Annotated in this window: 23 protein-coding genes and 1 pseudogene; 14 read left to right on the forward strand and 10 right to left on the reverse strand. The window is 64.8% G+C overall.

Annotation, left to right across the window (positions count from 1 at the left end; genetic code table 11):
- Positions 1–29 precede the first annotated feature (29 nt).
- The 4 genes from QP939_RS03995 to QP939_RS04010 all read right to left on the reverse strand — a co-directional run bounded on the left by QP939_RS03995 (position 30) and on the right by QP939_RS04010 (position 3,153).
- The gene (locus QP939_RS03995) at positions 30–203 is read right to left on the reverse strand and encodes an FxLD family lanthipeptide (protein ID WP_285455158.1); all 174 of its coding nucleotides are present in this window, start codon (positions 201–203) and stop codon (positions 30–32) included.
- A 54-nt stretch (positions 204–257) separates the two neighbouring features.
- Positions 258–1,499 carry a methyltransferase, FxLD system gene (gene fxlM / locus QP939_RS04000; protein WP_285455159.1) on the reverse strand — a complete coding sequence of 414 codons (1,242 nt, stop codon included), beginning with the start codon at positions 1,497–1,499 and terminating at the stop codon, positions 258–260.
- Positions 1,500–1,598: 99 nt separating this feature from the next.
- Complete coding sequence (locus QP939_RS04005) at positions 1,599–1,946, reverse strand: hypothetical protein (RefSeq protein ID WP_285455160.1); 348 nt, start codon at positions 1,944–1,946, stop codon at positions 1,599–1,601.
- Positions 1,947–2,496: 550 nt separating this feature from the next.
- A complete protein-coding gene (locus QP939_RS04010) occupies positions 2,497–3,153 on the reverse strand; it encodes a dTMP kinase (protein ID WP_285455161.1) in 657 nt (218 codons plus the stop codon).
- Positions 3,154–3,518: 365 nt separating this feature from the next.
- On the opposite strand from QP939_RS04010, the gene QP939_RS04015 reads away from it, so the two are divergent.
- Complete coding sequence (locus tag QP939_RS04015) at positions 3,519–4,769, forward strand: hypothetical protein (protein ID WP_285455163.1); 1,251 nt, start codon at positions 3,519–3,521, stop codon at positions 4,767–4,769.
- A gap of 13 nt (positions 4,770–4,782) precedes the next feature.
- Positions 4,783–5,487: a glycosyltransferase family 25 protein gene (locus QP939_RS04020; RefSeq protein WP_285459635.1), complete on the forward strand. Its 705-nt coding sequence runs from the start codon at positions 4,783–4,785 to the stop codon at positions 5,485–5,487.
- Here the strand turns inward: QP939_RS04020 and QP939_RS04025 are convergent, their stop codons facing one another.
- The 3 genes from QP939_RS04025 to QP939_RS04035 are packed head-to-tail and all read right to left on the reverse strand — an operon-like array spanning position 5,488 to position 7,735.
- On the reverse strand, positions 5,488–6,282 hold the full coding sequence (locus QP939_RS04025) for a tyrosine-protein phosphatase (RefSeq protein ID WP_285455165.1): 795 nt from the start codon (positions 6,280–6,282) through the stop codon (positions 5,488–5,490).
- Positions 6,279–6,953: a DapH/DapD/GlmU-related protein gene (locus QP939_RS04030; protein WP_285455168.1), complete on the reverse strand. Its 675-nt coding sequence runs from the start codon at positions 6,951–6,953 to the stop codon at positions 6,279–6,281. Before QP939_RS04030 ends, QP939_RS04025 begins: the two co-directional genes overlap by 4 nt.
- On the reverse strand, positions 6,950–7,735 hold the full coding sequence (locus tag QP939_RS04035) for an alpha/beta hydrolase (RefSeq protein ID WP_285455169.1): 786 nt from the start codon (positions 7,733–7,735) through the stop codon (positions 6,950–6,952). The genes QP939_RS04030 and QP939_RS04035 overlap by 4 nt, the downstream gene beginning before the upstream one ends.
- 232 nt (positions 7,736–7,967) lie before the next feature.
- Here QP939_RS04035 and QP939_RS04040 point away from each other — a divergent pair, with 232 nt between their 5' ends.
- The 5 genes from QP939_RS04040 (at position 7,968) to QP939_RS04060 (ending at position 13,233) form a co-directional block, all read left to right on the forward strand.
- A complete protein-coding gene (locus QP939_RS04040) occupies positions 7,968–8,249 on the forward strand; it encodes a DUF397 domain-containing protein (RefSeq protein WP_352250284.1) in 282 nt (93 codons plus the stop codon).
- A gap of 178 nt (positions 8,250–8,427) precedes the next feature.
- On the forward strand, positions 8,428–9,258 hold the full coding sequence (locus tag QP939_RS04045; protein ID WP_285459637.1) for an SAM-dependent methyltransferase: 831 nt from the start codon (positions 8,428–8,430) through the stop codon (positions 9,256–9,258).
- Positions 9,259–9,588: 330 nt separating this feature from the next.
- Complete coding sequence (locus QP939_RS04050; RefSeq protein ID WP_285455171.1) at positions 9,589–10,263, forward strand: hypothetical protein; 675 nt, start codon at positions 9,589–9,591, stop codon at positions 10,261–10,263.
- Positions 10,220–11,464 carry an MFS transporter gene (locus tag QP939_RS04055; protein WP_285459638.1) on the forward strand — a complete coding sequence of 415 codons (1,245 nt, stop codon included), beginning with the start codon at positions 10,220–10,222 and terminating at the stop codon, positions 11,462–11,464. Before QP939_RS04050 ends, QP939_RS04055 begins: the two co-directional genes overlap by 44 nt.
- A 596-nt stretch (positions 11,465–12,060) precedes the next feature.
- The gene (locus QP939_RS04060; RefSeq protein WP_285455173.1) at positions 12,061–13,233 is read left to right on the forward strand and encodes a GGDEF domain-containing protein; all 1,173 of its coding nucleotides are present in this window, start codon (positions 12,061–12,063) and stop codon (positions 13,231–13,233) included.
- Between the two features lie 145 nt (positions 13,234–13,378).
- Here QP939_RS04060 and QP939_RS04065 read toward each other — a convergent pair whose 3' ends face one another.
- Together QP939_RS04065 and QP939_RS04070 are read right to left on the reverse strand one after the other, a co-directional pair.
- Positions 13,379–13,603 carry a DUF397 domain-containing protein gene (locus QP939_RS04065; RefSeq protein WP_285455174.1) on the reverse strand — a complete coding sequence of 75 codons (225 nt, stop codon included), beginning with the start codon at positions 13,601–13,603 and terminating at the stop codon, positions 13,379–13,381.
- Positions 13,604–13,640: 37 nt separating this feature from the next.
- Positions 13,641–14,501 (reverse strand): helix-turn-helix domain-containing protein, encoded by an 861-nt coding sequence (locus tag QP939_RS04070; RefSeq protein ID WP_285455175.1) that lies wholly within the window; start codon positions 14,499–14,501, stop codon positions 13,641–13,643.
- A 761-nt stretch (positions 14,502–15,262) separates the two neighbouring features.
- On the opposite strand from QP939_RS04070, the gene QP939_RS04075 reads away from it, so the two are divergent.
- The 5 genes and pseudogenes from QP939_RS04075 (at position 15,263) to QP939_RS04095 (ending at position 19,983) form a co-directional block, all read left to right on the forward strand.
- Positions 15,263–15,757 (forward strand): hypothetical protein, encoded by a 495-nt coding sequence (locus tag QP939_RS04075; protein ID WP_285455177.1) that lies wholly within the window; start codon positions 15,263–15,265, stop codon positions 15,755–15,757.
- A 91-nt stretch (positions 15,758–15,848) separates the two neighbouring features.
- A complete protein-coding gene (locus QP939_RS04080; protein ID WP_285455178.1) occupies positions 15,849–16,097 on the forward strand; it encodes a hypothetical protein in 249 nt (82 codons plus the stop codon).
- 1,042 nt (positions 16,098–17,139) lie between these two features.
- Positions 17,140–17,826, forward strand: coding sequence for a hypothetical protein (locus QP939_RS04085; RefSeq protein WP_285455179.1), 687 nt, complete (start codon positions 17,140–17,142; stop codon positions 17,824–17,826).
- Between the two features lie 214 nt (positions 17,827–18,040).
- Positions 18,041–18,775, forward strand: a pseudogene (locus tag QP939_RS04090) (sigma-70 family RNA polymerase sigma factor); the annotation flags it as partial.
- 170 nt (positions 18,776–18,945) lie between these two features.
- A complete protein-coding gene (locus tag QP939_RS04095; protein WP_285455180.1) occupies positions 18,946–19,983 on the forward strand; it encodes a helix-turn-helix domain-containing protein in 1,038 nt (345 codons plus the stop codon).
- Here the strand turns inward: QP939_RS04095 and QP939_RS04100 are convergent.
- On the reverse strand, positions 19,964–20,608 hold the full coding sequence (locus tag QP939_RS04100; protein WP_285455181.1) for a prepilin peptidase: 645 nt from the start codon (positions 20,606–20,608) through the stop codon (positions 19,964–19,966). The two genes, QP939_RS04095 and QP939_RS04100, sit on opposite strands and share 20 nt — an antisense overlap.
- A 291-nt stretch (positions 20,609–20,899) precedes the next feature.
- Here QP939_RS04100 and QP939_RS04105 point away from each other — a divergent pair, with 291 nt between their 5' ends.
- Together QP939_RS04105 and QP939_RS04110 are read left to right on the forward strand one after the other, a co-directional pair.
- Positions 20,900–21,493 carry a hypothetical protein gene (locus tag QP939_RS04105; protein ID WP_285455182.1) on the forward strand — a complete coding sequence of 198 codons (594 nt, stop codon included), beginning with the start codon at positions 20,900–20,902 and terminating at the stop codon, positions 21,491–21,493.
- A gap of 23 nt (positions 21,494–21,516) precedes the next feature.
- Positions 21,517–22,536, forward strand: coding sequence for a hypothetical protein (locus QP939_RS04110; protein ID WP_285455192.1), 1,020 nt, complete (start codon positions 21,517–21,519; stop codon positions 22,534–22,536).
- Positions 22,537–22,574 lie beyond the last annotated feature (38 nt).

Consider the following 22,574-nt stretch of genomic DNA (forward strand, 5'->3'; position numbering starts at 1 on the left):
CATCAGCGACAGATCATCGAGTCGAAGTGCTAGGGGCAGCTGTTGCAGGCGCTTTCGCAGGTGCTGCCGCAGTTGTCGTCGGTGAGTCGCATCAGTTCGGTGATCACCGAGCCGGACTCGACAATGCTGACGTCGAGGTCGAACTCCGCGTCAGCAGCCGGCGCGGCCGGCACCGTTGCCACCTGATCCATCAGGACGGTCACAGACTCCTCCTTCCTTGCCTGATCGTGTTCGGTTCCGAGCGTGCGCACTCGGTCTTAGGAGGCCCTTCGGTGGGGCCAGGAAATAACGACGCGGGTGTGCTTCTTGTTGAGGACGAAGGCTTCCTCGGGAAGCTGGCCATCCGGGGTGTCCGCTGGGTACACCTCGATCGTCGCGTCGAGGTTGCTGCCGTCCCACGACTGGATGTGCTGGAGCAGTTGGTCAGCGAGGTCCTTGGCGTCCGGACCGTGTCCGTAAGCCCCGAACTCGCACGTCGACCTGTCTGGGGTGACGCCGCGCAGGCCGAGGTAGGCGAAGCTGTCCTCGCCTACCGCAGTCGGCATCCCCAGAGCCCAGGCGTGGGCTACCAGGCCGCGCGCTGCGGCCTGCTTCTGGGCCGTGAGGACGCCGAACTTCGGCAGGTTGAGCGCCAGCCACAGGTGCAGGCCGTCGGAGCGCCCGACACCGCTGACCGTGACTCCGGACCATGCCTCCACCCTGGGCTGGGACAACGCCTCCCGAAGACGGTCGGCATCGGCCGGTTGGTCCCCATCGATGCGAAGGCTGACCTCGTCCCCGGCGAGCGGAATCACGCGCTCGGCCGGGGCGTTGACGCCCTGCATCGGAACGAAGCTGCACAACTCGTAGCCCCGGCTCACCAGCCGGTCCCCGTCGCGCTCGAACACCACTGAGCGGGTCAGGCCGCGCATCCGCAGCGGGACGACGATCCGTCCTCCCTCGGCAAGCTGGTCCGTCCAGGCCGGCGGGATGTCCCACGCGCTGGTCGTGGCGATCACGCAGTCGTACGGCGCATGGTCCGGTACACCGCCGTCGGCGTCGGCCACGACGGCCTTGACCCGGTCGTACCCCGCCGCCGCCAAGCAGCGCCGGGTCCGGTCGATCACCTCGGGGTCGATGTCGACCGTCGTGACCTGACCAGTTTCGCCCACCAACTCCGCGATCAGCGCCGCGTTGTACCCGCCCGAGCCGATCTCCAGAACCCGCATGCCGGGTTCGAGCTGGGCCTGTTCGAGCATCATGGCCTGAATGTCCGCGGCCGAGATCATGCTGATGGCCACGCCTCGCTCGTCCCTCTTGGTCTGCAGAATGGTCTTGGCCGCGTAGGCCCGCTCCAACGGCTCCCCCGGCGCGAACAGATGCCGCGGCACGGTGCCCACAGCGGTGGCGACCCGATCACTACGGATCACCCCCAACTCGCGGAGCTCGGTGACCATCGCCGCGCGCAACCCATCGGCCTGCGTGGTCTCGTCGGCGTTTACATCTCGGGCTGTAGTCATTCAGTTACTCTTTCAGAGCGTGTTCTCGGACAGGTCCTCGGTTCGAGGTCGAGCGGACCAGGGGTTGCGCCATGGTCGGGGCCACAGCACGCCGCCCGGTCAGGAGGCCCCCAGCATCTCGACGGCCGGCCGTCCGGCGGCAGCCGCATGCCTACCGGCTCCAGCCGCGGGGGAACCGTCGGCGGCGATCAGGTGCTGGTAGGCGGTGCTCCACACGGTGCAGGGGTGTCGGCGTGGGCGTAGCCAGCCGGAGCATTCCGAGCAGCGGCCATGCTCGTTGGGAGCGTGCAGTTTCAGCAGTGCCCGCCAGGCATCGGCCAATCGGGTGATCTCCGTTTTCGCCAAGGAGGCGCGGGACGGTTCGTCGGATTTGGAGACCAGCCGGTCGAGGTACTCCAGGCGTTCGAGAACTGCCGTGTCGAGGGTCGAGGCCAGGCACTCATCCATGGGAGGACTCCTCGTCGAACCAGGGATCCGATTGCGGGGCGGACTGGGGGCGTGGTGCGGGTTGTGGGGCGGGGGATCTCGGCTGCGGCCACAGCCGGGAGTGGAGGTCCTTCGGTATCCAGTCGGGAAGCCGTAGCCCGGCAGTCATCACCTGGTGGGCGGCGGTTTGGAACCGGGAGCATGGCCATGACTCGGCCGAGCACAGGGGGCACGCCCATGGCTCGTCCGGAGGCGGGAGGTGCGCGGCCAGTTCGTTGATCGCCGTGGCGACCTGCCCGGTAAGGCTGTCAGCCGCGACGACCACGGCAACGACCTCGCGGATCCCGCCCATCGGATCACGCCGCCGCAGGGCAGGTCGGGGTCTGGACGCGGGTGACCATGGCGTCGTCGGTTCCCCACGGGGCGCGGATCTGGATGGTTGACAGCCGGCCGTGGTCGACCCGCCGGACAGCTCCAGCGAGCTGCGTCGAACCACAACCGAGTTGGTGAACGGCCAGGTCATCGCCGAGGTGGACGACGCTCGGTGACGTTAATGAGTGATGAGAAACGGTCACGGTGCAAGCTCCGAAGCTGGCTGAACGGGCGTGTGTCGATGTGCGCGAAGAGCCTCGATGCGGGTGCAGATCATCGAGGCGAGCGTGTCCGGCGGGTAAAGGCTGGTCTCCAGTCGAAGCACCTGTACGCCAGCAGCAGCGAATGCGAGGGAAGCGTCCCTGTACAGGTCGGTCTCCTGCACGCTGATGTCCGGACGGCGGTGGTAGCGGCTGCGAAGGCCGCCTCGTTGTAGGCGTTCGGCGATCTTGTCCGGGTCAGCGGTGAGAATGACGGCAAGATCAGGAGGGTCGGCCAGGGCGTTGATGGCTTGGAGGAAGTCCAGTTCGACGCCGTCAAGTCGCTGCATCACCAAGCCGGTCGGGACGTACCGGTCACTCACGACAACGTCGCCGGCTGCAAGGCGGGGTCGGATCTCAGCTTCAAGGCGTTGATATCGATCGGCGGCGAACAAACATGCGAGGGCTGGCCCCGACGTGTCGACGTGGACCCTCGCACGAGCCAACGCGCCGATGTCCGTTTCGCTCGGTTCGGACGTGAGGTGCAGGGGCACCCCAGCCGTACGCAGGCGCTCGCCGAGTGCGCGGACCGTCGTGCTGACGCCGACGCCAGATGGGCCGTCCACGCTGACGAACACGCCAGGCATCTGTTCCATGGGAGCTCTCTCGGAGATGTTGACCTGGTGGCGGAGGGCTGATTCAGACCGCGTTTGTCGTCGGCCCGAGCGTGTGCTCTCTTGCGACTGGCGTGGTCACTGGAGCGCCGCCCCTGACGATGTCAATCGTCTGCGTAGGCGCACTGCGGAACTCGTTCTTCGCGAGCGCCGATGCCACTGGCACGTTCATCCTCCTGGGTGAGCGGAGACCACGACCGGCCCAGATGTGGAGCGGTCTGCTCGTTGCACATGGCAGGTGAATTCCCGCCTGGTCCCAGCCTGCTGCGCCGTGCCTTGATCGACTAGGCCATTCAGTAGCCGTGTTGCTGGTCACTGGCCGGGGAGCTGGACATATGCTGGACAGGGTGTCCAGCTCCTCACTCTCCGTCGAAGAGGTCAAAGACGGCCTCAAGCGCTTGCGCCAAGGTCATGGTCTGGCGCGACCAACGGCGTTGCTCACCGCGCTCACTGACCCCGTTCGGGCATATCTCGTCAACGATGCGGTCCGCGAGCCTGGTTCAGTCGAGGAAGTGAACCAGCTCGTGGCGGTGCTTCGTCGGGCGATCGAGGGCCTTGCTGACGACGAGCGGTTGTACGTCGAGGTGGACTTCAACTTGGTCGCCGAGCATCGGTACCCCACGCTGACCGAGCGGCAGGAGTCGCTGGCGCGGCTGCGGAAGTGCGCGGCGAAGACCGTACGTCGTCACGCCGACCGGGCTCTGGACACTCTCGCTTACCTACTCTTGAGTAATAACGGTGTGTCGGTGCAACCCCAGATGTTGCCCTCTCGCAACGGCGTGGTTCCTGACCACATTCAACCCAAGGCCGGCCACGCTGCGCACTGGGAGGACGACCTTCGTGCCTTCTGGCGGCTGTCGAACGGGTCTCGGGTCGACATCGTGTGCTCGGAGATCCCAGAGAACGAACTCCCCGAGTACGCCTCGCCAGCCGACCGGAACTACCTCCGGTACGCCAAGTTCGCTGACCTGGACACGCTCATCTACCTGCGGACGCGGTTCGCGCAGTTGGCTCCAACGGTGACGATCCGAGATTTCGCGCCATCTGAGTATTACGACACCCAGGCTGATGTCCTGGTGGTCGTCGGCGGCCCGCCGTGGAACGCGAAGTACCGGGAGTTCCTGCCCCAGTTGCCGTTCTACTTCGAACCTCACCCGCTTGGCGAGGACGACCCCCTGGTTGTTCCTGGTCTGGGCGGGCTGACTCTGGGGCCACGGTGGACTCAGCGTCAGGAACTTCTCGAAGACCTCGCTGTGTTCACCCGCCTCACACTCGCGCAGGGCACTACGGTCTTCTTGCTCGGTGGGTGTTTGACCCTCGGTGTGCTGGGTTCTGCTCGCTGTCTGCTCGAAGCCGAGCGCGGCGCGCGGAGCGTGCGTTACGTCGCCGAGCAAGTTGGCGACGCTGACTTCGTCCTGGTGACCGAGGCCAGGCGGATCGGCGGTATCACCGACGTCACGGACCTGACCATGGTCAACCCGCTGCTCCTGCTTGCTCGCCGACACAACGAACCGTTTACCGCGGTCGTCGACAACTCCGATCGCTACCTCGACGATCGGACCGGGAGAGGAATCCGTCGCATTGATCACGCCCGCTGACCTCCGCACGTACGTGATCAATCTGCCTCGGCGCCCAGATCGGCGTACGTGGATGACCAAAACTCTGCCGCCCGACTTGCCGGTCACCTTCACATCGGACTGGACCGGATCCTTCGATGGCCACGAACTGACCCGGAATCAGCTGGAATCCGCCGGCTACAAGCTCTTTCCGTGGAAGATCGAGTCCGACAATCCGTGGTGGAGCAGGCCCCTGAAGTACGGCGAGATCGGCTGCACGCTGGCACATCTAGCCTGCTGGCGGCATGCTGCCGAGACCGGCGACGAGAAGTTCATCGTCATCCTCGAAGACGATGCGATCGTCAGATCCACATTCCTTGAGGACCTGCTCGTCGGACTACATCGCGTCGTCTCCCGCAACCCATTCGACTTGCTCTATCTAGGACGTTTTCCCCTTGAGCCTGAAGAAGATCAGCCAGTAACCGCCGGTTTCGTGTCGCCCGCCTACAGCCACTGCACCTTCGGCTATCTGCTTACCCGATCCGCGCTCGACATCCTGCTTGCAACGAACTTGGAGCACGCGATCGTGCCGATCGACGAGTTCCTGCCCTCCCTCTACATCGACCATCCGCGTCCCGACGTACGGGCGCGTTTCCCCAAGCAGCTCAAGGCATTGGCCTTTGATCCACCACTGGTTCATCAGCGTCCCAAGGACGAAGCCGGCAGTGACACAGAGGACTCTGATTTCGTCGAGCCGTAGCTAGACGTGAGCCTTCGTACTCGAAGGCGGTGACCGCACGACCAGCCGCTCTTGAAGTGCTTCCAGCTGGCGTTCGACGAGGCCCCCGCGGCGCAGATAAGGCTCGACGCCGCCGAACTCGTCGCGCAGGTAGGTCAGCGTGCAAGCCATCGTGTCTGCACGGGCACTGTGGAGCTCACGAACGAGCTCCAGCAGCTCTGGATCCTCGATGTCGGCTCGCTTCGCTGTGTAGTAGGCGCCGAGTCGTGCAGAGCTAACGGCGTAGTCGACTGCGACGGCGTCGTCGGGAACACCAACGGCTTTGAGAACCAGCGCGATCACAAGCCCGGTGCGATCCTTGCCAGCCTGGCAGTGCACTACAACCGGGCCCGGCGGTGCATCTGCCACAGCTGCTACAGCTTGCGCGAACCTGTGGGGGTAGAGGTCCAACTTGGACCTGTAGCGGTCGATCAAGCGGGCCTGGCGATTAGGAGGGTCAAGGGGCATCGACAGTGGCATGTGGCAGTACATGTCGGCGGCAGCGAACGGGCTAGGCTCCCGTTCGCATTGGGTGGAGGTACGCAAGTCGATGATCCGGCTGGGGCGGAGCCGCCGAACAGCTTCGACGCCGTCGTCGGTAAGACGCGAGAGCCGGTCGGAACGGATCAGTGCTTGCTCGCGGACGCGGCCAGCCACCGCGGTCGGCAGACCACCCAAATCGCGAGCGTTCAGGCAGGCCGGCCAATCGAGATCACGAAGCTCTGCTACTGACCCGGCCTTGGTGTCCTGCGCGAGATCCGTGACGTCGTTCCTCACGGCAGGCGGGCCTTCGACAACGACTGCCAGTGCCCAATCAGGTTCTGCAGTCGACGCCCCTTCCATTCCTCAGCCGGGGTCTGGACGTTGACGCCGGTCACAACGCACTCAGGCGGCACGTCCTTGGTTACTACGGCGCCTGCTGCGACATAGCTGCGCGGGCCGATGCGGACTCCGCCCACCACCCGTGCTCCGTAGCCGACCACCGAGTCGGCCTCGATCACCGGCGGTTCCTCATCAACGTCCCACCACCCTTCATGGGGGCGGGTGTACTCGTGCACCAGTTCGCCCATCACAGTGGATCGATCGCCGATAGTCGTGCCGTCACAGATGAATCCCGCCACAGTCGCGTCGACGCCGATCGCGACTCGATCACATACGTACGCTCCATAGACGATGCGGGTTCGATCGCCGATCACGCTGTTGTACCCGATTCGCACGCGGTCCTCGATCACGCAATCCGCGCCGATCTGAACACCTTCGTAGATCACGACATGGTTGGCCAGCAAGCACTTCGGTCCGACCGTGACCTGGTCACCAATCAGAGAAGAGCCAGGGTTCTGCTGCTCGGCTCGCAGGCGCGCCTCCTTGGGATAGCCCAGGACGCAGTGCTCACCCACGATGCTGCTGCTGTCGAGACTCACGGGTGCGTAGAGGGAGGTGCTGTTCACGCCGACTCCCGGTCGTTGATCAGCCATTCCACCGTGACCGCGACGGCCTCGTCCTCTCGTTCCCGCGTGTCGAACCCGTGGTCTGAACCGCGAACCGTGTGGAACTCGGTGTTCGGCTTGACAGCAGCCGCCTGCTGTGCGATCTCGTACGAGACCGCGGTGTCCTGGTCACCGTGCACCACAAGAGCGGGGACCGCGCTCGCCGTGAGGTACTTCAGCGGCTCGTAGTGATGGAACTCCTCGAAAAGGACCCTGCCAACCTCAAACTCACCATCCAGCATCAGAAAACCCTGTGTGGCCAACAGCTTCTGCTGTTCCACGTTGAAGTTTTCCTTACCCCACGGCAGTTCTGGGGTGACGAAGGTGCGTTGTAGATCCAGCACGGGGTTCCAGAGAGCGAGCCGACCGAGACGGTCGCCGAGCCACGGAAGGGACATCGACGTGGATACCGCGCCAAAGCTCGATGCCACAATCGCCAACGGACCTGGGAAACGGCCGACCATGTGCTCGACGGCGGCCTGCAGGTCGAGCATCTCGCCCGCGATCGTCATACCCCGTTGTGTTCCGTGGCTGTCACCGTGTCCCCGGAACGAGAACCGCAACACGTTGAAGTCCGCTTCTGCCAGCCGCTCGGCAAGACGAACGAACATCCCGCCTTCGGTCATATTGGCGTTGATCCCATGGGCTTGGACCACCACACCTCGGTGCCCTTGTGCTCGGGCGGGATGCCACGCGGCGTCGAGCCGCAGGCCGTCGATAGACGTCAACTCCACCTGTTGCATTCCAGCTGCTCCCTCGTCACCAGACGCGTAACTGTCTGCGCTGACCAGTGTGCCCCAGGTGATCGAGCGGACCGAGCTCGCTGTGACGCCTTAGCCCAGTCCTCGTCAGCAGGGCGTGGATGATTACCCTTCGCGGTCGAATAACACTCTCTGTAATCACCTGCACGGAATCCTGGGCGCGTGTCCCGGCGACCCGACCGGGACGGGCACGATGGGCCTCGTGGAAGATAGTGTGCCGATCTACGACGACAAGGCCGAGGTCCGGGCAGAACTTGACCTGACGTCCGCCGAGTGGCAGCGATACGACGCCGACCGTCGGCGCGATCGGCACGTCGAGGTTGCGTTCGTAAAGCACGCCGACGGCGTCGTGTACACGGTGATGCGCAGCTCGGCGGATCCAGCAGGTCCAGTGCTGGTCTTCACGCCGGCCGAATGGGACGCGTTCACTCGTGGAATCCTCGCCGGCGAGTTCGACCAGGAGGAGCGCCCAGCCCTCGATCCGGGCGCCGACTGAAGACAGCCTGCGTGGACGCCCGAAGGCCACCACCGCCCGTTCACGTCTGTGAACGTGTCCAGGCCATGTCCACAAAGTCGGCCCACGGATGGGCTAGCTGATCTTGCTACGTCGCAGCATGCTCGACTCGTGGAGCAATCCTCAATGAGCGGTTCGACGGCTTCAGGTCGTCCAAGTGATGGAGCAGCGCGGAGCGGGCGCCATGAACGATGATGAGACCTGGGTTCCGGCAGGAGTGGACACTGAGCACCCGAGCGCGGCTCGAATGTATGACTACTTCCTCGGCGGTGGACACAACTTCGCAGCAGATCGACAGCTAGCCGACAAAGTGTTGGAAGTCATCCCCGCCAAGGACATCGCCCGGATCAATCGATCATTTCTCCGCCGGGCTGTGCGTTACCTCGTCAACGAGGCCGGCATCCTGCAGTTCCTCGACCTTGGCTCGGGAGTCCCCACGGTCGGCAACGTGCACGAGGTCGCGCAGCACGAGAACCCTGATTGCACCGTCGTATATGTCGACAACGACCCGGTGGCCGTGGCTCACGGCGAACTGATGCTCCAACACAACGGGAACGCGACGACCATCCTGGCCGATCTACGCCAGCCGACCACGGTGCTCGGGCACGACGAGACCTTGCGGCTGATCGACTTCCGTGAACCGACCGCGGTTCTCATGTGCGCCGCCCTGCACTTCTTGGGAGATGAGGAGGGCCCTGCGGACATCGTCGCTGCCTACCGCGATGCGCTCTGCCCGGACAGCGCCTTGGTCATATCTCACGCGACGGACGACGACTACCCGGACGATCTCGCGCGAGCGGTTGAGCTGTACAAGGACACCAAGAGCCCGGTCACCGCTCGCACACGAGAGCAGATCGTCGAGTTCTTCGCCGGGTTCGACCTTGTGTCGCCTGGCGTGGTCCTCCTCCCACTGTGGCGCCCTGACTTCCGGGAGATCGCCGATCCTCGCCGCTCGCTGTGCTACGGAGGCGTCGGTATCAAGACGATCTAGCCTGATCAGGCGACCCGTGTCCAGATTTTGTCCAGCGCATGGTCGACTTGTCCAGCAACACGGCTGGCTCCTGGGATAGCTGATCTTGCACTTGTGGCGCAGGCTGCAGGTATCGCGACAACTACAGCCCGGAAAGCCTCATGACCCTCCTCCCTGTGCCAACGGCCACATCGACTCCGCTCACGTTCGGCAGCGAGATCCTCCGGCACACGACGGCGTCAACCCCGACAGCACCGCCGGACGTAGTCGGAGGCTGGCGGAGACGGGAAGTTAGCCCCCCGGCTTCCCGCCTCCGCCGGTCATCCATCTCGGACTGGGACGGCTAGGCGCATGGGCAAGAAACTGCTGGAATCCGCGGACACGGAGGAACTGCTCTGGGAGTTCGCCAGGGACGGCTTCAGTCTCTACTTCTGTGGAGGTCGCAGCCAGCCGACCATAATCGTCGGAGCATACGAGTGGGAGGACTACGTCGACATCGTCAACATTCGTGGCGAGAACCGTGTTACCGCGGCTCGCGTACCCAGGCGTGGCGAGGTCGATATCTTTTCTCCTGAGACGATTGTCTGGTTCTATCAGGGAAATGTCGACCTAACGCTCAAAGCCATGCTGAGGCTCGTCCATCCGGAACACCCCGATGCGCCGACCACTGAGCATCCACCTCCCAGTGATCTTCATGTACCGCGGGCCGAACAGCGCCCCATGACGATCCGACGCGCGGATGCGACCAGGACCGCTGCCCGCGCGGCCAAGCTCGCGGCCCAGATTCCCGAGCCTGCCGCCGAACCTGGACCGAAGCCGCAGCAGCCTCGCTGGTGGATGTGGCTCGCCGGCCTCTTCCGAAGGATTGGGTTGTGCGGGCGCAAAGCCAGGTCGGAGCACGCTTCCGGCCCCGTTAGGTCGACAGCAATCAACGTGCCCAGCCAGCTTGCCGTGAACTCTTCGCGTGGAGACTCTGATGGGCATGACGCAGCCAGCGACCTATCGGGACGTGTTCGGCAACTCTGAGTTCCGGGCACTCTGGGCTGCACACGTCCTGTCCGTGGCGGGTGACCAGCTCGCCCGAGTCGCGCTCACGGTTCTAGTTTTCGACCGAACCCGCTCTGCGGGTTGGGCAGCACTCACCTACGCGGTGACCTTCGTTCCCGACCTGATCGGCGGGGCCGCATTGTCGGTGGTCGCTGACCGCTACTCGCGGAGGGCGGTGATGGTCACCGCGGACCTCGCGCGGGCCGCGCTCGTCGGAGCGATGGTCATTCCAGGGCTGTCGCTCATCAGTCAGATCGCCCTGTTGATCGGGGTCCAACTGCTCGCGGTGCCGTTCGGGGCGGCGCGCACGGCAGCCCTTCCCGACATCCTGCGCGGTGATCAGCTGACGGTCGGGATCGGGCTGATCAGCATGACCTACCAGTTCGCACTCGTGCTGGGTTTCGGTGCGGGTGCCGCAGTGGTGACCGGCCTCGGCACGACTGGCGCGCTCCTGGTGGATTCGGCGACGTTCGTCGTGTCCGCCCTGGTGATCAGGCTCGGCGTCGGACCACACCGACCTGTAGCTCGATCTGACGCGGAGCGTCGATTGCCTCATAGCCGGTCAATAGCCGCTGGCGTGCGGCTCGTCGCGCATGATCGTCGGCTCCGGGTTCTGCTCGGAATTGCGTGTCTCTCGGGCTTCTATGTTGTCGCCGAGGGCCTGGCTGTGCCGTACTCGGCTGAGATCGGCGCCGGCACGCTGGGCGCCGGGTGGTTGTTGGCTGCCAACCCCCTCGGCACGGTGATCGGCATGCTGCTGCTGAAGCGCATACAGCCGGAACGGCGGCTTGCTCTGTTGGGCCCGCTGGCGGTCATCACCTGCGCACTCCTGGTGCCCACCTGGTGGGCGCCGGGCCTGGGCCTCACCGTCGTGTTGTGGGCGGTCAGCGGCGCTGCCAGCGCACACGACATGATCACCAATTCGGCCTATGTGCAAGCCGCTCCTGAGCATGCCCGAGCCCAGGCTGTGGGGCTTGCCGTCGCCGCCCTGCGTGCATCCCAAGGCATCGCCATCGTGATGGCCGGCTTGCTGGCTCAGGTGCTCGAACCGTCGAAGGTGATCGCGCTCGCAGCTCTCGGCGGCGTTGTTGCGGCATGCGCCGCCACCTTGTCGTGGTCTCGCGCGGTCTCGCCTCAACGGGCTCCGCGAGGCGAGACCGACGAGAGCATGAGCGGCTGACGCATGCGGCCGATCGGGGACATGATTGAGCGGATCGTTGACCTAGTTGGCTTAGGGTCGATCACCGACAGTGGCTCAACGGGTCCAGTTGACGTCATCGCGCATGGTGGTTCACCTCCTGGTGCAGCTCGAAGTGCGCGAGCGGTGTACGCCCGACGCGATCAACGGGACATTCATCTACGTGAGTCGTTGGTCAACGCCGCAGGTCACGCGGGCTGCGGCGGACGAGGCGGGTTGCGTCACCAGTTCACGTCGCGCACAGCGGTTCACCTCCTCCCCGACAAGGATGCGAACTCACTCGCTGGTCTATCCGGGTGCATTCCGGCTATTCGACCATCGTCCCTGGTCATCGGGCCCACGCAGGGTACAGATTCGGTTACGGTGGGATCGAATTGGCCAAGATCGGGCGAAAGCTGCACTGTTTGTGCAGGTGAAGGCTGGTGCGGACGCTGAAGACACCATGAAGGGGAGTCGCTGACTGGAGCCTGTGGCAGGCTCCGCGGCACGTTGTTGTCTATGTACTGGTCGTCGGGGCCGTTGCGGTTGGCGCGTCGACTGCAACGGCGTTCCTTCAGCCGGTCACTCGCGCCGACTTGATGCACTTCGCCTTCTTGGCCGTTGCCGCCCTGGTGTACATCGAGCTGACCCGCTCGATCGAGCGACAACGCGAGTTCGTCGCCGGCACAGGCCCGTACCTGGATACGAAGTCGGTCTGGTCCTTCGCCGCGGTGCTGATCTGCCCGCCGATCCTCGCGACCGGGATGGTGGTGCTGACCTACGCGGTCGCGTGGCTCCGGGTCTGGCCGCGCCAACGCCCGGTTCCGCTGTATCGCTGGACGTTCTCGTGCTCGACGGTGCTGTGCGGCACGCAGGCCGCGGTTGCGGTACTCGCCCTTGGCATGAGCCAGTATCCAGGAGTTCCCCAAAACTCGCTGCCGACCGGCCTGGTCGACCTCGCCGTCGTGGCGGGCGCCGCAGCACTCCGGTGGATGATCAACTGTGCGCTGGTTCTCGCGGCGATCCTGATCTCGTCGCCGAAGATCAAGCCTTCTCAGCTGTTCGAGAACTTCAGCGAGCACTGGCTTGAGGCCGGGGCATTCGGCCTGGGCCTGGTTGCCGCCGCCCTGGTGGTCCGCGACTCCGTGGTTCTCGCCGGAGTGGTGATCGCATTGGTGGCGATGCATCGCGGGGTTCTTCTTGCCCAGTTCCGGCGGGCCGCCCGTACTGACGCGAAGACCGGCTTGTACTCCCCGGAGTGGTGGCACCAGATGGCCCAACGCGCACTGGAGCGCGCCGAGGTTCGAGGGACGGGCATGGCAGTCCTCATGCTCGACCTCGATCACTTCAAGGTCATCAACGACACCTACGGCCACATCGTTGGTGATCAGGTGCTCCGGGCAGTGGCGCAGGAACTCGCGGCCGAAACCCGTGACTACGACACCGCCGGCAGGTTCGGCGGCGAGGAGTTCATCGTCCTTCTGCCCGAGGTCGACGCCGAGAACGTCAGAGGGATCTCCGAACGTATCCGCCGCCGCATCCATGGCCTGGTCATCCCAGCGAGGACCGAGGAGGGAGAGGCGGTCACGATCAACGACCTGACGGTCTCCATCGGCGCTGCCATGTACCCCAGCGCGGAGATCGGCACGCTCGAAGAGCTCCTCCAGGCTGCTGACTCGGTTCTGTACAAGGCCAAGAACAACGGCCGGGATCAGGTACACCTGGCAACCAGTCGGATCCCCGCGCAGCCGGGGCCGACCGAACCTGCATAGACCACCGACTGCCTGCCGATACGGGAAGGAAGCGGCTCGCCGGCACGAGCCGCTGGGCCTCGACCGCGCAACCGCACGCCACCGCTCTACTCCGCGAGGCCGCGGTGGGAGCCAGGCAGCATCGAAGATCGAAGCACCTCCTGCATCAGCAGTTCGGGGCGTCGAACGAGGCGCTCAGGCCAGCCTTGAAGGCGTCGAACTCGTCAGCCGTGAAGACGAGCCGAGGACCGTCGAGGCCGGCCTTGCTGTCCAAGATCGCAGCCCAACCGTCACGCTGCGCAACCATCACGCAGTTGTTGCCGTTCTCGCCGCTGAAGCTGGACTTGCTGAACTCGTGAGGGGCAAAGTCCGGTGGGGTGTTGTTGGCCATCGAGGCGCTCCTTGACTGAAAAGCCGGTGGTGGTGCTTCAGTTGTACTCGTTGGCCACCTGACGCAGGAACTTCCGGGTCGCCTCGAAGCTCAGAGCGGCGCCGGTGAGGCGAGACCACGCCCTGTCGTGAGCAGCCACAGCCGTCTTGTCGTCGAGATAGCGCAGCTCGCCCTCGTTCTCGGTGTACGCGAACTCCAGTGGGCCTGCGACTCCCGGCGAAGGGATCCGCAGCAGGACGAAGCGGTTGCCGATCGAGGCACTCTGCACGCGTGTCTTGAACGGCAGCAGCTGAAGGCGCACGTTAGGCAGCTTCGACATCTCGATCATGTACTCGACCTGCTCGCGCATGACCTCCGGCGGTCCGTACTCCCGGCGGACCGAGGACTCCGAGATGACGAACGCCACCTCGGGTGGGTCGGACTTCTTGTAGATCGCTTGCCGCGCCAGCCGCGCTTGAACGCGAGCGTCCAGGTCCGTGCCAGCGTGAGCGTGCTTGTAGAGCGCGCGGATGAACGCCTCGCACTGCAGCAGACCCGGAGGCACCTCGCATTCCACGGTGCGGATGAGGTCGCAGTGCTCCTCCAGGCCCACCATCGTTCGGAACTGCTCGCTGCAGTGGCTGCGGATGCCGGTCCACTTGCCGCGCTGGTGGTTGTTCCGACGCAGCTCCAGCAGCACGTCCTTGTGCCACTGTTCAGTCACGCCGAGGCCGTCGAGCAAGAGGAGCAGGTCGCCAGGGGTGATGCTGGCCTGCCCTGCTTCCAGGGCGGCGATCTTGCTCTGCCCCTTCTCGATCAGCGCTGCCGCTTCCTCCTGCGACAAGCCTGCGAGCTCGCGCAGGTGCTCGATCTCCTTGCCGAGCAGGAGCTTCTTCGCGGTCGGCGTGACCTTGGCCATGCGGTGCCCTTCCCGAGCGGACGGTGAGCTCGTTCCATCCTCGCTGGTCACACAGCGTACTCAAGCAGAACCACCCGTTTGGGTGCATATCTAAATTCCGATTATCGGAGTAGCGTCGGAGAGGGTTCCGATAATCTGACTTTAGATGACCGGACACGGTACACCGTCCGTCGACCGCCACGAAGGAGAGGGGTCCGCATGCCGCAGTGGCTGATCTACGTGCTCGTAGCGGCGCTGGCCCTCGCAATGGTTCTTGTCGGCCTGGGTTGGCTGGCGTGGGCCACATGCAAGTGGCTCGACAGCCGGCGCGACCGCCGGTGCCAAGCTGCGCGCGCCAAGGTGTTGGCGCGCATCGTGGCCGGGCACGTCAACGAGCCCCTCGGCGGGGAGGCCGCTACCCCCGACAGCGGCCTCCCCGCCGAGGTACCACAGCACGAACGATCGCTCCGGCCGTCGCCGTCACCTGTCCGTCGGCCTTCAACCGACCTTCCGACTGGACGCCACGCCCGCACTTCTCACCATACGAACGGAGGTGCTCCTGTTCGATCACGACGGACTGCGTCTGCCGGTCGCGGTTCCTGAAACCTCAGATCGAGTGTTCCGCACCCCCACATGCATCAACCGGCCCCCAGCCTGATCCTCGGGCTCTGACCATCGGCCACTGGAAATCCAGTCACGCGGCCGTGAAGGGGACGACCGTAGCCTCGCGTGCGTGGTTCGCGCTGAACACTCCCAGGTATCCACAAAGGAGATGATCAGCAGTGGCTGTCGCTACGCTTGACGATCTCGACCAGCTCGGTGCCCACGGCCCAACATTTGGTCCCACGCAACAGCGTTGCAGCGAGTACTACAACGACCACGGGTTCCCGGTCGCTCTCGACTTCCCGTCCCGGTGCATCTTTCTCAACGTCGGCAGCCTCGTTGGGGCTGTCACAACTCCCGCGCCGATCGGGGCGAATGTGTTGCAGCGTCTGGACATTGCGATGTTCGGAGGGCCAGTAGTCATCGACTCCGGTAGGAAGCGATGGACGTTCCTTACCGGCTCGCCACGTTCGATCAACGATGACACGGCGGTCGACTTACTCCGTCTCGGTGCGACTGTCCACAAAGGTGGAGAACGGTTGGTGCTGCCCACGCCAGAGGAAGAACAGCTCGGGATACGACAGTGGCAGAGGCCACTGATCGCCGGTCGAGACCTGCCTCAACAATCGTTCGTCATTGCCGTGATCAGGATCGCAGGCTCCGAAAGTCGGTGACCTGAAGCACACGCACCTGGCAGGCCGAAGCCATCTCGAATCATTCGCGGACCCATTGCGCGAGCCTGCTGCTGTCAAGAGGAGCGCAGTCATGGCTGAATGCGGACCGCTGACGATCACCGGCTGGCAAACGCTCGTCGTCGTTGTACTGGTCGTCGTGATCACCTTCGTCTACGGCGAACTCTGCGCACGAGACGCAGCACGAAGAACCCGAGACGAGTTCTTTGTCGAGAACGGCTCCGGCGACGAGGAAGGCGGATGGCCGGCCAACGAGGCCGACACAGGACCGATTGAACTCGACGAGGAATCTCAGCGACGTGCGCGGCACTCGCGAGAGTGAGAGTGCCTGACTGCCGGCGAGCCGTCCGCATCTCAGAATCGTCCTATTGGGAGTGAGCTAACGATGACCCGAGCACCCCACCCGATGCCCGGACTGTGGCTTACCGAGGTACGTGAAGCGGCTGTCAGCTACGTCCGCCATGGTTGGCCGGTCCGTCCTGCGCCGCTAACCTCCACAGCCGTTTCGGGGTTCTGCGACGACCAGATCACGGATGCCGAAGAAGCCCTGGAAGTGTGGACCAGGGCACCGTATCCAATACTTCTACCCTGCGGATCTTTCGTCGAGGCGATCGAGGTTCCCGGCCTGGTGTCGCGGAATGCGATCCACTCGCTCCGCATCGCCGGCTTGCTTGGGCCGATCATCGCCGCTCCATACGGCACGGACTACCTGCTCGCTTCGGCAGGCCAACGACGGTCCGATCTCGATGACTCTGATCTTGTGGGCCGACAACTTACGCTAGGAGAACGGCTGGTCCTGCCGCCCACTGCCATCGATGCGCCTCTCCACCGATGGCGCATCTCGCCGACGGCGGTTGACTGGAAACTGCCGAACCTTTTCGCTCTCCAGCGAGAGTTGGCCAGGTCATCGCTCCCTCGCCAAATGTTCCAGCCCGCCTTGTCCGAAGCGGACAAGCATGAAGTACCACCATGCCGCCGACTGGGCCAGGCCGGACGCCTCCCCCGAGCCAGAGCCAGGTCGGCTGTCAGGCCACAGCGTCGAAGACGCACTGTGTCAGGAGACTCTGAAGGCGGGATCGATCGCCCGGTCTCCGAAGCGGCTCCGCTCCGGCCTGACCTCCGACTGCGACACGGCCGTGCCCGCGCCCCGACCTGTCCGGCCGTGTCGCAGTCGCCTCACCGCATCCGGCTCGTCCAATGAGGACAGGCCGATGCATCTGCCGTCTGTGCGGTTACATCGTCGTCCCCTCAACTTTCCAGTTCCTCCATGACCGATCGGAACATCCGAACGTGTTGAACCAGAACGATTGCGGGGTCGCGTATCCATGAGTAGCCGGGCCAGCCACCCACCTGAACGAACATTCATGCCGGCCGATATGCCGGTGCTCCCCGGCACGAGTCGCCTCGGCATGTTGATTCTGGCCGACTCCGAGTGCCCCTTGATGTGGCAGCCAGGAGTCGTGCGACATGCGCGCCTTGGCAACGACAGGTGGGTGCTGCACCTGCCTGCCGAGTCACCGCTCGTGTTGGCACAGGACGTACGCCGCACCCACGGCGTGCTCGGCGTTTCGGTGCAACCTTCCGGGCCTATCACGGCCGCAGACCGCCTCGCACTGGTTTTTGCGGAGCACCTGAGCGTTGTGCGAACGTTGGACAAGAGTCCTTACCCGCTCAGTGGTGCCTTCGTGACAAGCGCTAAGCGAGACGTCCCCGGTGCCCGAGACGCCCTCATCCGACTGTTTCACTTCGCCTCCGTTCAGAGTCCGGCAGGACTCAGCGACGTGATCGTCTGGGAATGGATCGACCGTCCCAACGCAGAGGCGTGGTTCGGAGCACCATTGCCGGACCTCGGCCCGCTGGAACTCCACCTCGCGGAACTGCTGCAGCTGCGTCGCGCGGCGCGGGCAAATCAGTATCCCAAGACACCTGACGGCGCCGCCCTGGCTGACGCGCTGAAAGACCGCCCGTTCTCCAGCCGATTCGTGCTGGACAACTACTACCTCGTATGCCGACTGATAGCCGGTCACCTCGACAAGGAGAGCGATCAATGAGCTACTCGATGAGGACTTCGGCTGCAATCGCGGCCGGTGGTACCGCTGGCGCTGCCCCGGACGGTACTGAGTTTCAACGTCGGGATGCACAATGACTGCGGGCTGCATCGAACACGCTCAGGCGAGTGACCGAAGCCGCAGGAGCTTGGCACGTTCATCCAATCAGCGTGGGCTAGCCCCCTCTGCGCCAACGGATGCAGCGTCAGCGCAGTCCTTGTCGATTCGATCGGCGATCGCCCCCGACGACGAGTGGCTGATCAAAGCCGTGCGCAGCGGGAACATCGCGGCCTACGGCGAGCTGTACCTACGACATGTTGGCGCCGCGTACAACCTTGCTCGTCAGCTTGCCCGTTCGGCCATCGAGGCGGACGACCTGGTGTCGGAGGCATTCAGCAAGGTTCTCAGTTCCCTGCAAGTTGGCCGAGGCCCGGACTCGGCGTTCCGCGCCTACCTGCTCACGGCCTTGCGTCACACCGCTTACGACAAAACGCGGAGGGACCGGAAGGTTGAGCTGGCCGAGGACATGACGACTGCGGTGAACCCAGTACTCGTAAGTGTCCAGTTCAACGACACCGCGTCGGCCCGTCTTGAGAAGGAGCTTGCGGCGAAGGCGTTTGCTCGGCTGCCTGAACGATGGCAGACGGTACTTTGGCTAACCGAGATCGAAAGCAGGTCACCAGCAGAGGTCGCTCCGAAACTCGGTCTGACAGCCAATGGTGTGTCCGCACTGGCTTATCGGGCACGCGAAGGACTTCGGCAGGCATATCTACAAGAGCATCTCCCAGGAGCAACGGCAACACATTGCCAGCCTACGATCGATCGGCTCGGTGCCTGGACCCGCCGCGGACTGCCAATGCGGGAGGCACAGCAGGTTCGTGACCACCTGGCTCGGTGCGGTTCATGCCGCACGCTTTCGTTGGAACTTGCCGAGATCAACACTTCCTTCCGCGTCCGTGCATCTGGGAAACGGTCTTGCGCCCAGGTTGGTAAGAGCCGCCGCCAGCGAGAAAGTGGACAGCTGCCTTCGGAGGTCCTTGCCGAGCGCAGCACCACTGCCGTGAAGCTAGCGAGCTAGCCCTATTGAGCATCGAAGTTGTTAGGCACCAACGGAACAACAGCATGTCTCCACGGGCACCACGGCTGACAGCCGCCGAGAAGCAGACGATTGTCGACCTGTACCTGACCAAGGTCAACGGACGGTGGCCAACGAATACGGCCATCGCTCGTCAAGTCGGACGCTCTCGCACGGCTGTGGAAAACACCATCGAGAAAGCCGGCGTCGCACGAGGCAAGAAGCGCCGGCTGACCACAGGAGAGAAGAAGCGCATTATCGCGCTGTACCAGACATGGACTGGTACCCGCTGGACTTCCAGCATCGAGATCAGCAAGATCGTGGGGCGACCGCCCAGCACCATCAATCGAGTAGTCACCGAGGCGGGTATCAACCGCACCATCAGCGAGGCACTGAGCGCGCACGTGCCTGACCCACTGCGGCAACAGATCATCCACCTCTACACCGCGACAGGCTGGTCCTATCCCAAGGTCGCCGAGCACCTGAAGATCGGTTCGCGCGTGGTTTACGACGTGCTCGATGCCGCGGACGCCATTGTGCGGCAAGGCCCCAACAGGATGGCCAAGGTCCGTATCAAGGAGGCCAGGCGCCTGGTCGCTCTTTACCAACAGGGCCTCTCCGCTCGGGAGGTCGCCGAGCGCACAGGCCGTACGCGCGGAGTCGTCGAGAGCCTCGTACGCGACGCAGGGGTGCAACGGACCCGCTCCGACGCCGCACGGATGGCAGCGCGACGACGGGCCGCGCGGATCAAACTCGCGGCCATGGAGATGCGTCCGTTGGCCAGGCGGTGGATTACCGGAACCACCGTTGAGGACTTGTCCAACGAGCAGGACGTGCCGGTGGACCTGATGTGGGAGGCGCTGTCGCGCACTCTGACGCCGTCGGACGTCCGCAGGAGGCGGGCTATCACGCGCGAAGCGAGCAGCCTGGTTCCCCAGGTCGGCGATAGCCGCGAGAGCGAGTGCGGCCTGACGTGTCCCTACGCGTGCGTCGCGGTGTGCGCCCGAACCTTGGGGCGCCAAGACCAACACTCCGCACCGACCGGGAAGACCGGCCTCGTGGACGTCAAGTCGTCGGCTGGATGAGGATCGCGGCGAGCGCACCTACGACGAGGAACGGTCCGAGGGAGATCTCCTTGGTCGGTTCCATTCGCCGGGCGGTGCGCAACACAACCAACGTAATGGCCGCGCCGAGCCAGCCGAGCAGTGTTCCCGCCAGCAGGGCCGCCCACCCAGTCCAGCCCAGCGCGAGGCCCAGCATGCCCCCAAGCCGGAGATCCCCGCCGCCGAGCTGGCCAGGTCGAAGGAAGTAGAGCGCTCCGTAGAACGCGAGGAGCGTGACCATGCCGACGGCGGAGTGAATGAGCGGGTACGGGTCACGGTTGAGCAGGGCAGCCATGCCGAAGAGCGCGGCGAGGATGCACCCGCTGGCCCAGATCAGCTTGGTGGGTAGCGTGCGGGAGTTCCAGTCGATCGCGGCGAGCAGGACACCGGAAGCGGCGAGCCAGGAGTAGGCGAACACGTCGGGAACGGCGCCGATGCGCCAGGCCAGCGCCGAAAACAGGACCGCGGTGACCAGTTCCAGCATAGCCGGCGGCGCCAGACGCTCGCACCCCGTAGGGAGGAGCGAGCTTCCTTGGACGGTGATACGCAGGACGCTGGCGACGACGAGCCCGACCAGGCCCCAGCCGGCGATGCTGACCGCGGTCACCGTGGAGCTCGGGCCGTTCGCCTGCTCGCGAGAGCGACAGAGCTCGTCAACGCTGTACCCCCTGTAGCCCCCCTGGTTACGGCTTTCCGTGTAGTGAACCTACTACTCAGCGCCATTTGGACACGATGTCATTAGCCCATTTGGGTGAATCTTGACCACTTTTCGCTGTTGGGACGCCTGTGTCCCTTCATGGGGACGTTGCGGTCTCCTGGGGGTCGCCAGGTAGACGTGAGGTGTAACACAGTAGATCGAAAGGGACCTACTCACTGGCTTCGAGAGGGAGGGGGGCGCGTGGTCGAGGGCAACGTACACGCTGCCCGCGGGCGTCGTGTCGTCGGACTGGTTCTGGCCGGACTCGCGGCGCTGATGTTGGTGGCGTGCAGTGGTTCGAACTCGTCTTCGACTCCTGGGGGCGCGACTGGGGTGTCCGGCTCCTCGCCGACGAGTAGCACGTCGCCGTCACCGGCGTCTCCGGCCGACAGCGCGCGGCAGCACGCGACGGCCGCGTATGCCGGGATGTGGCAGGCGATGGCGAAGGCTGGTGAGACGTCGGATTGGCAGTCGCCCGAGCTCGCGAAGTACGCGACGGGAGACGCGCTTGGCGTGATCACGCGCAGCCTGTACACGGATCACCTCAATGGGGTGGTCACCAAAGGGGCGCCCAAGATCAACCCTCAGGTGTCCAGTGTGGACCCACCAGGCGAGCCGACGACGGTCATGATTTCCGACTGCGGTGACAGCACGACCTCGCTGAAGTACAAGGACGGCCGGCTGCTCAACGACAACCCAGGCGGTCGCCGCGCGATCACGGCGGAAGTCAAAAAGCAGTCCGACGGCTCGTGGCGAGTGACCCGCTTCGCGGTAGAGGGGCTTGGCTCATGTTGAAACGTCTAGGGATCGTCGCTGGTATGACGATGGCCGCATTAGTGGCCAGTGCGGTTCCTGCTCTGGCCGACGACATCTGGGGTTACACCGACTGCAGCCAGTTCCCGAACCCTGGCTGTGAACTTGGTGCGGGCAAGCATCCGAGGCCCGGAACTGGCAACCAGGGCAACGGAAACGCCAAGCCCGGCACGCCGGGGAATCGGAACCCGAGCACCGGTCAGGCCGACGCTGGCGGCGACAAGATCATCGGCGGGAACACGAACCTGGCGCATTGCGAGTACGTCCGCAGCGACTATCAAGGACCGCCGCCGGGCGGTGTGCAGCCGGCGTCCTACACGGTCCCGCCTAGGTCCGGCGCGGTGACTGCACAGCCGGCGGTGTACCGGCCGCAGTCGGAGCCGGCGACGGCGCGGTTCGCGGTGGCGGGGCCGCGGCTGGCGCAGGCGCAGCCGCCGTCGGGTGGTGCCTGGTATGTCTACAAGTGCACCGGAGCGGGTTACCGAGATGCGCTGTACCGGCCTCCGGTGTGGATTCCCGATGGCCAGCAGCCCGGCGGCGTACCACTGCCGTCCCCGGCCGAGCTCGCCGCCCAGGCGAAGAACCAGTTGCGTCTGCCGACCCCGAAGATTCAGGCCAACCCGGTCGGCGTCCAGTTGGTGAACCTGCCGACCTGGCTGTGGCTGGACCGCAGCAGTTGGGGCGAGGTGTCCGCGACCGCGTCCGTACCGGGCGTGTCGGTGACCGCCGTGGCCAAGCCGACCTCGGTGACCTGGTCGATGGGCGATGGCGGCACGGTGACGTGCACCGGGCCCGGCACGCCGTTCCCGGCTGGTGGTGATCCGAAGCGCGGCTCGCCGGATTGCGGCCACACCTATCGCACGTCGTCGGCCGGCCAACGCGGCGAAGCGTTCCCGGTCACCGCAACGGTGAACTGGACCGTGACGTGGTCTGGCGCCGGCCAGGGCGGTGTCTTCCCGAACATGACCACGTCGGCGTCGGTGGCGTTCCGCGTCGCGGAGAGCCAGGGCATCACGACCGGCTAGGAGCACGCTGCTCCGCGCGGCAGAAGCGGGCAGCCACA

The sequence above is a fragment of the Amycolatopsis nalaikhensis genome, assembly GCF_030264295.1.
In the GTDB taxonomy this organism is placed as follows: domain Bacteria; phylum Actinomycetota; class Actinomycetes; order Mycobacteriales; family Pseudonocardiaceae; genus Amycolatopsis; species Amycolatopsis nalaikhensis.

Excerpts from the sequence above, each read along its gene's own strand:
- QP939_RS04060 (WP_285455173.1), top strand. The coding sequence starts at position 12,061 with ATGCACTTCGCCTTCTTGGCCGTTGCCGCCCTGGTGTACATCGAGCTG.
- QP939_RS04035 (WP_285455169.1), bottom strand. The coding sequence starts at position 7,735 with ATGCAACAGGTGGAGTTGACGTCTATCGACGGCCTGCGGCTCGACGCC.
- QP939_RS04095 (WP_285455180.1), top strand. The coding sequence starts at position 18,946 with ATGTCTCCACGGGCACCACGGCTGACAGCCGCCGAGAAGCAGACGATT.
- QP939_RS04010 (WP_285455161.1), bottom strand. The coding sequence starts at position 3,153 with ATGGAACAGATGCCTGGCGTGTTCGTCAGCGTGGACGGCCCATCTGGC.
- QP939_RS04005 (WP_285455160.1), bottom strand. The coding sequence starts at position 1,946 with ATGGATGAGTGCCTGGCCTCGACCCTCGACACGGCAGTTCTCGAACGC.
- QP939_RS04045 (WP_285459637.1), top strand. The coding sequence starts at position 8,428 with ATGGAGCAGCGCGGAGCGGGCGCCATGAACGATGATGAGACCTGGGTT.
- QP939_RS04110 (WP_285455192.1), top strand. The coding sequence starts at position 21,517 with ATGACGATGGCCGCATTAGTGGCCAGTGCGGTTCCTGCTCTGGCCGAC.
- QP939_RS04065 (WP_285455174.1), bottom strand. The coding sequence starts at position 13,603 with ATGGCCAACAACACCCCACCGGACTTTGCCCCTCACGAGTTCAGCAAG.
- QP939_RS04080 (WP_285455178.1), top strand. The coding sequence starts at position 15,849 with ATGGCTGAATGCGGACCGCTGACGATCACCGGCTGGCAAACGCTCGTC.
- QP939_RS04085 (WP_285455179.1), top strand. The coding sequence starts at position 17,140 with ATGCCGGCCGATATGCCGGTGCTCCCCGGCACGAGTCGCCTCGGCATG.
- QP939_RS04050 (WP_285455171.1), top strand. The coding sequence starts at position 9,589 with ATGGGCAAGAAACTGCTGGAATCCGCGGACACGGAGGAACTGCTCTGG.
- fxlM (WP_285455159.1), bottom strand. The coding sequence starts at position 1,499 with ATGACTACAGCCCGAGATGTAAACGCCGACGAGACCACGCAGGCCGAT.
- QP939_RS04070 (WP_285455175.1), bottom strand. The coding sequence starts at position 14,501 with ATGGCCAAGGTCACGCCGACCGCGAAGAAGCTCCTGCTCGGCAAGGAG.
- QP939_RS04055 (WP_285459638.1), top strand. The coding sequence starts at position 10,220 with ATGACGCAGCCAGCGACCTATCGGGACGTGTTCGGCAACTCTGAGTTC.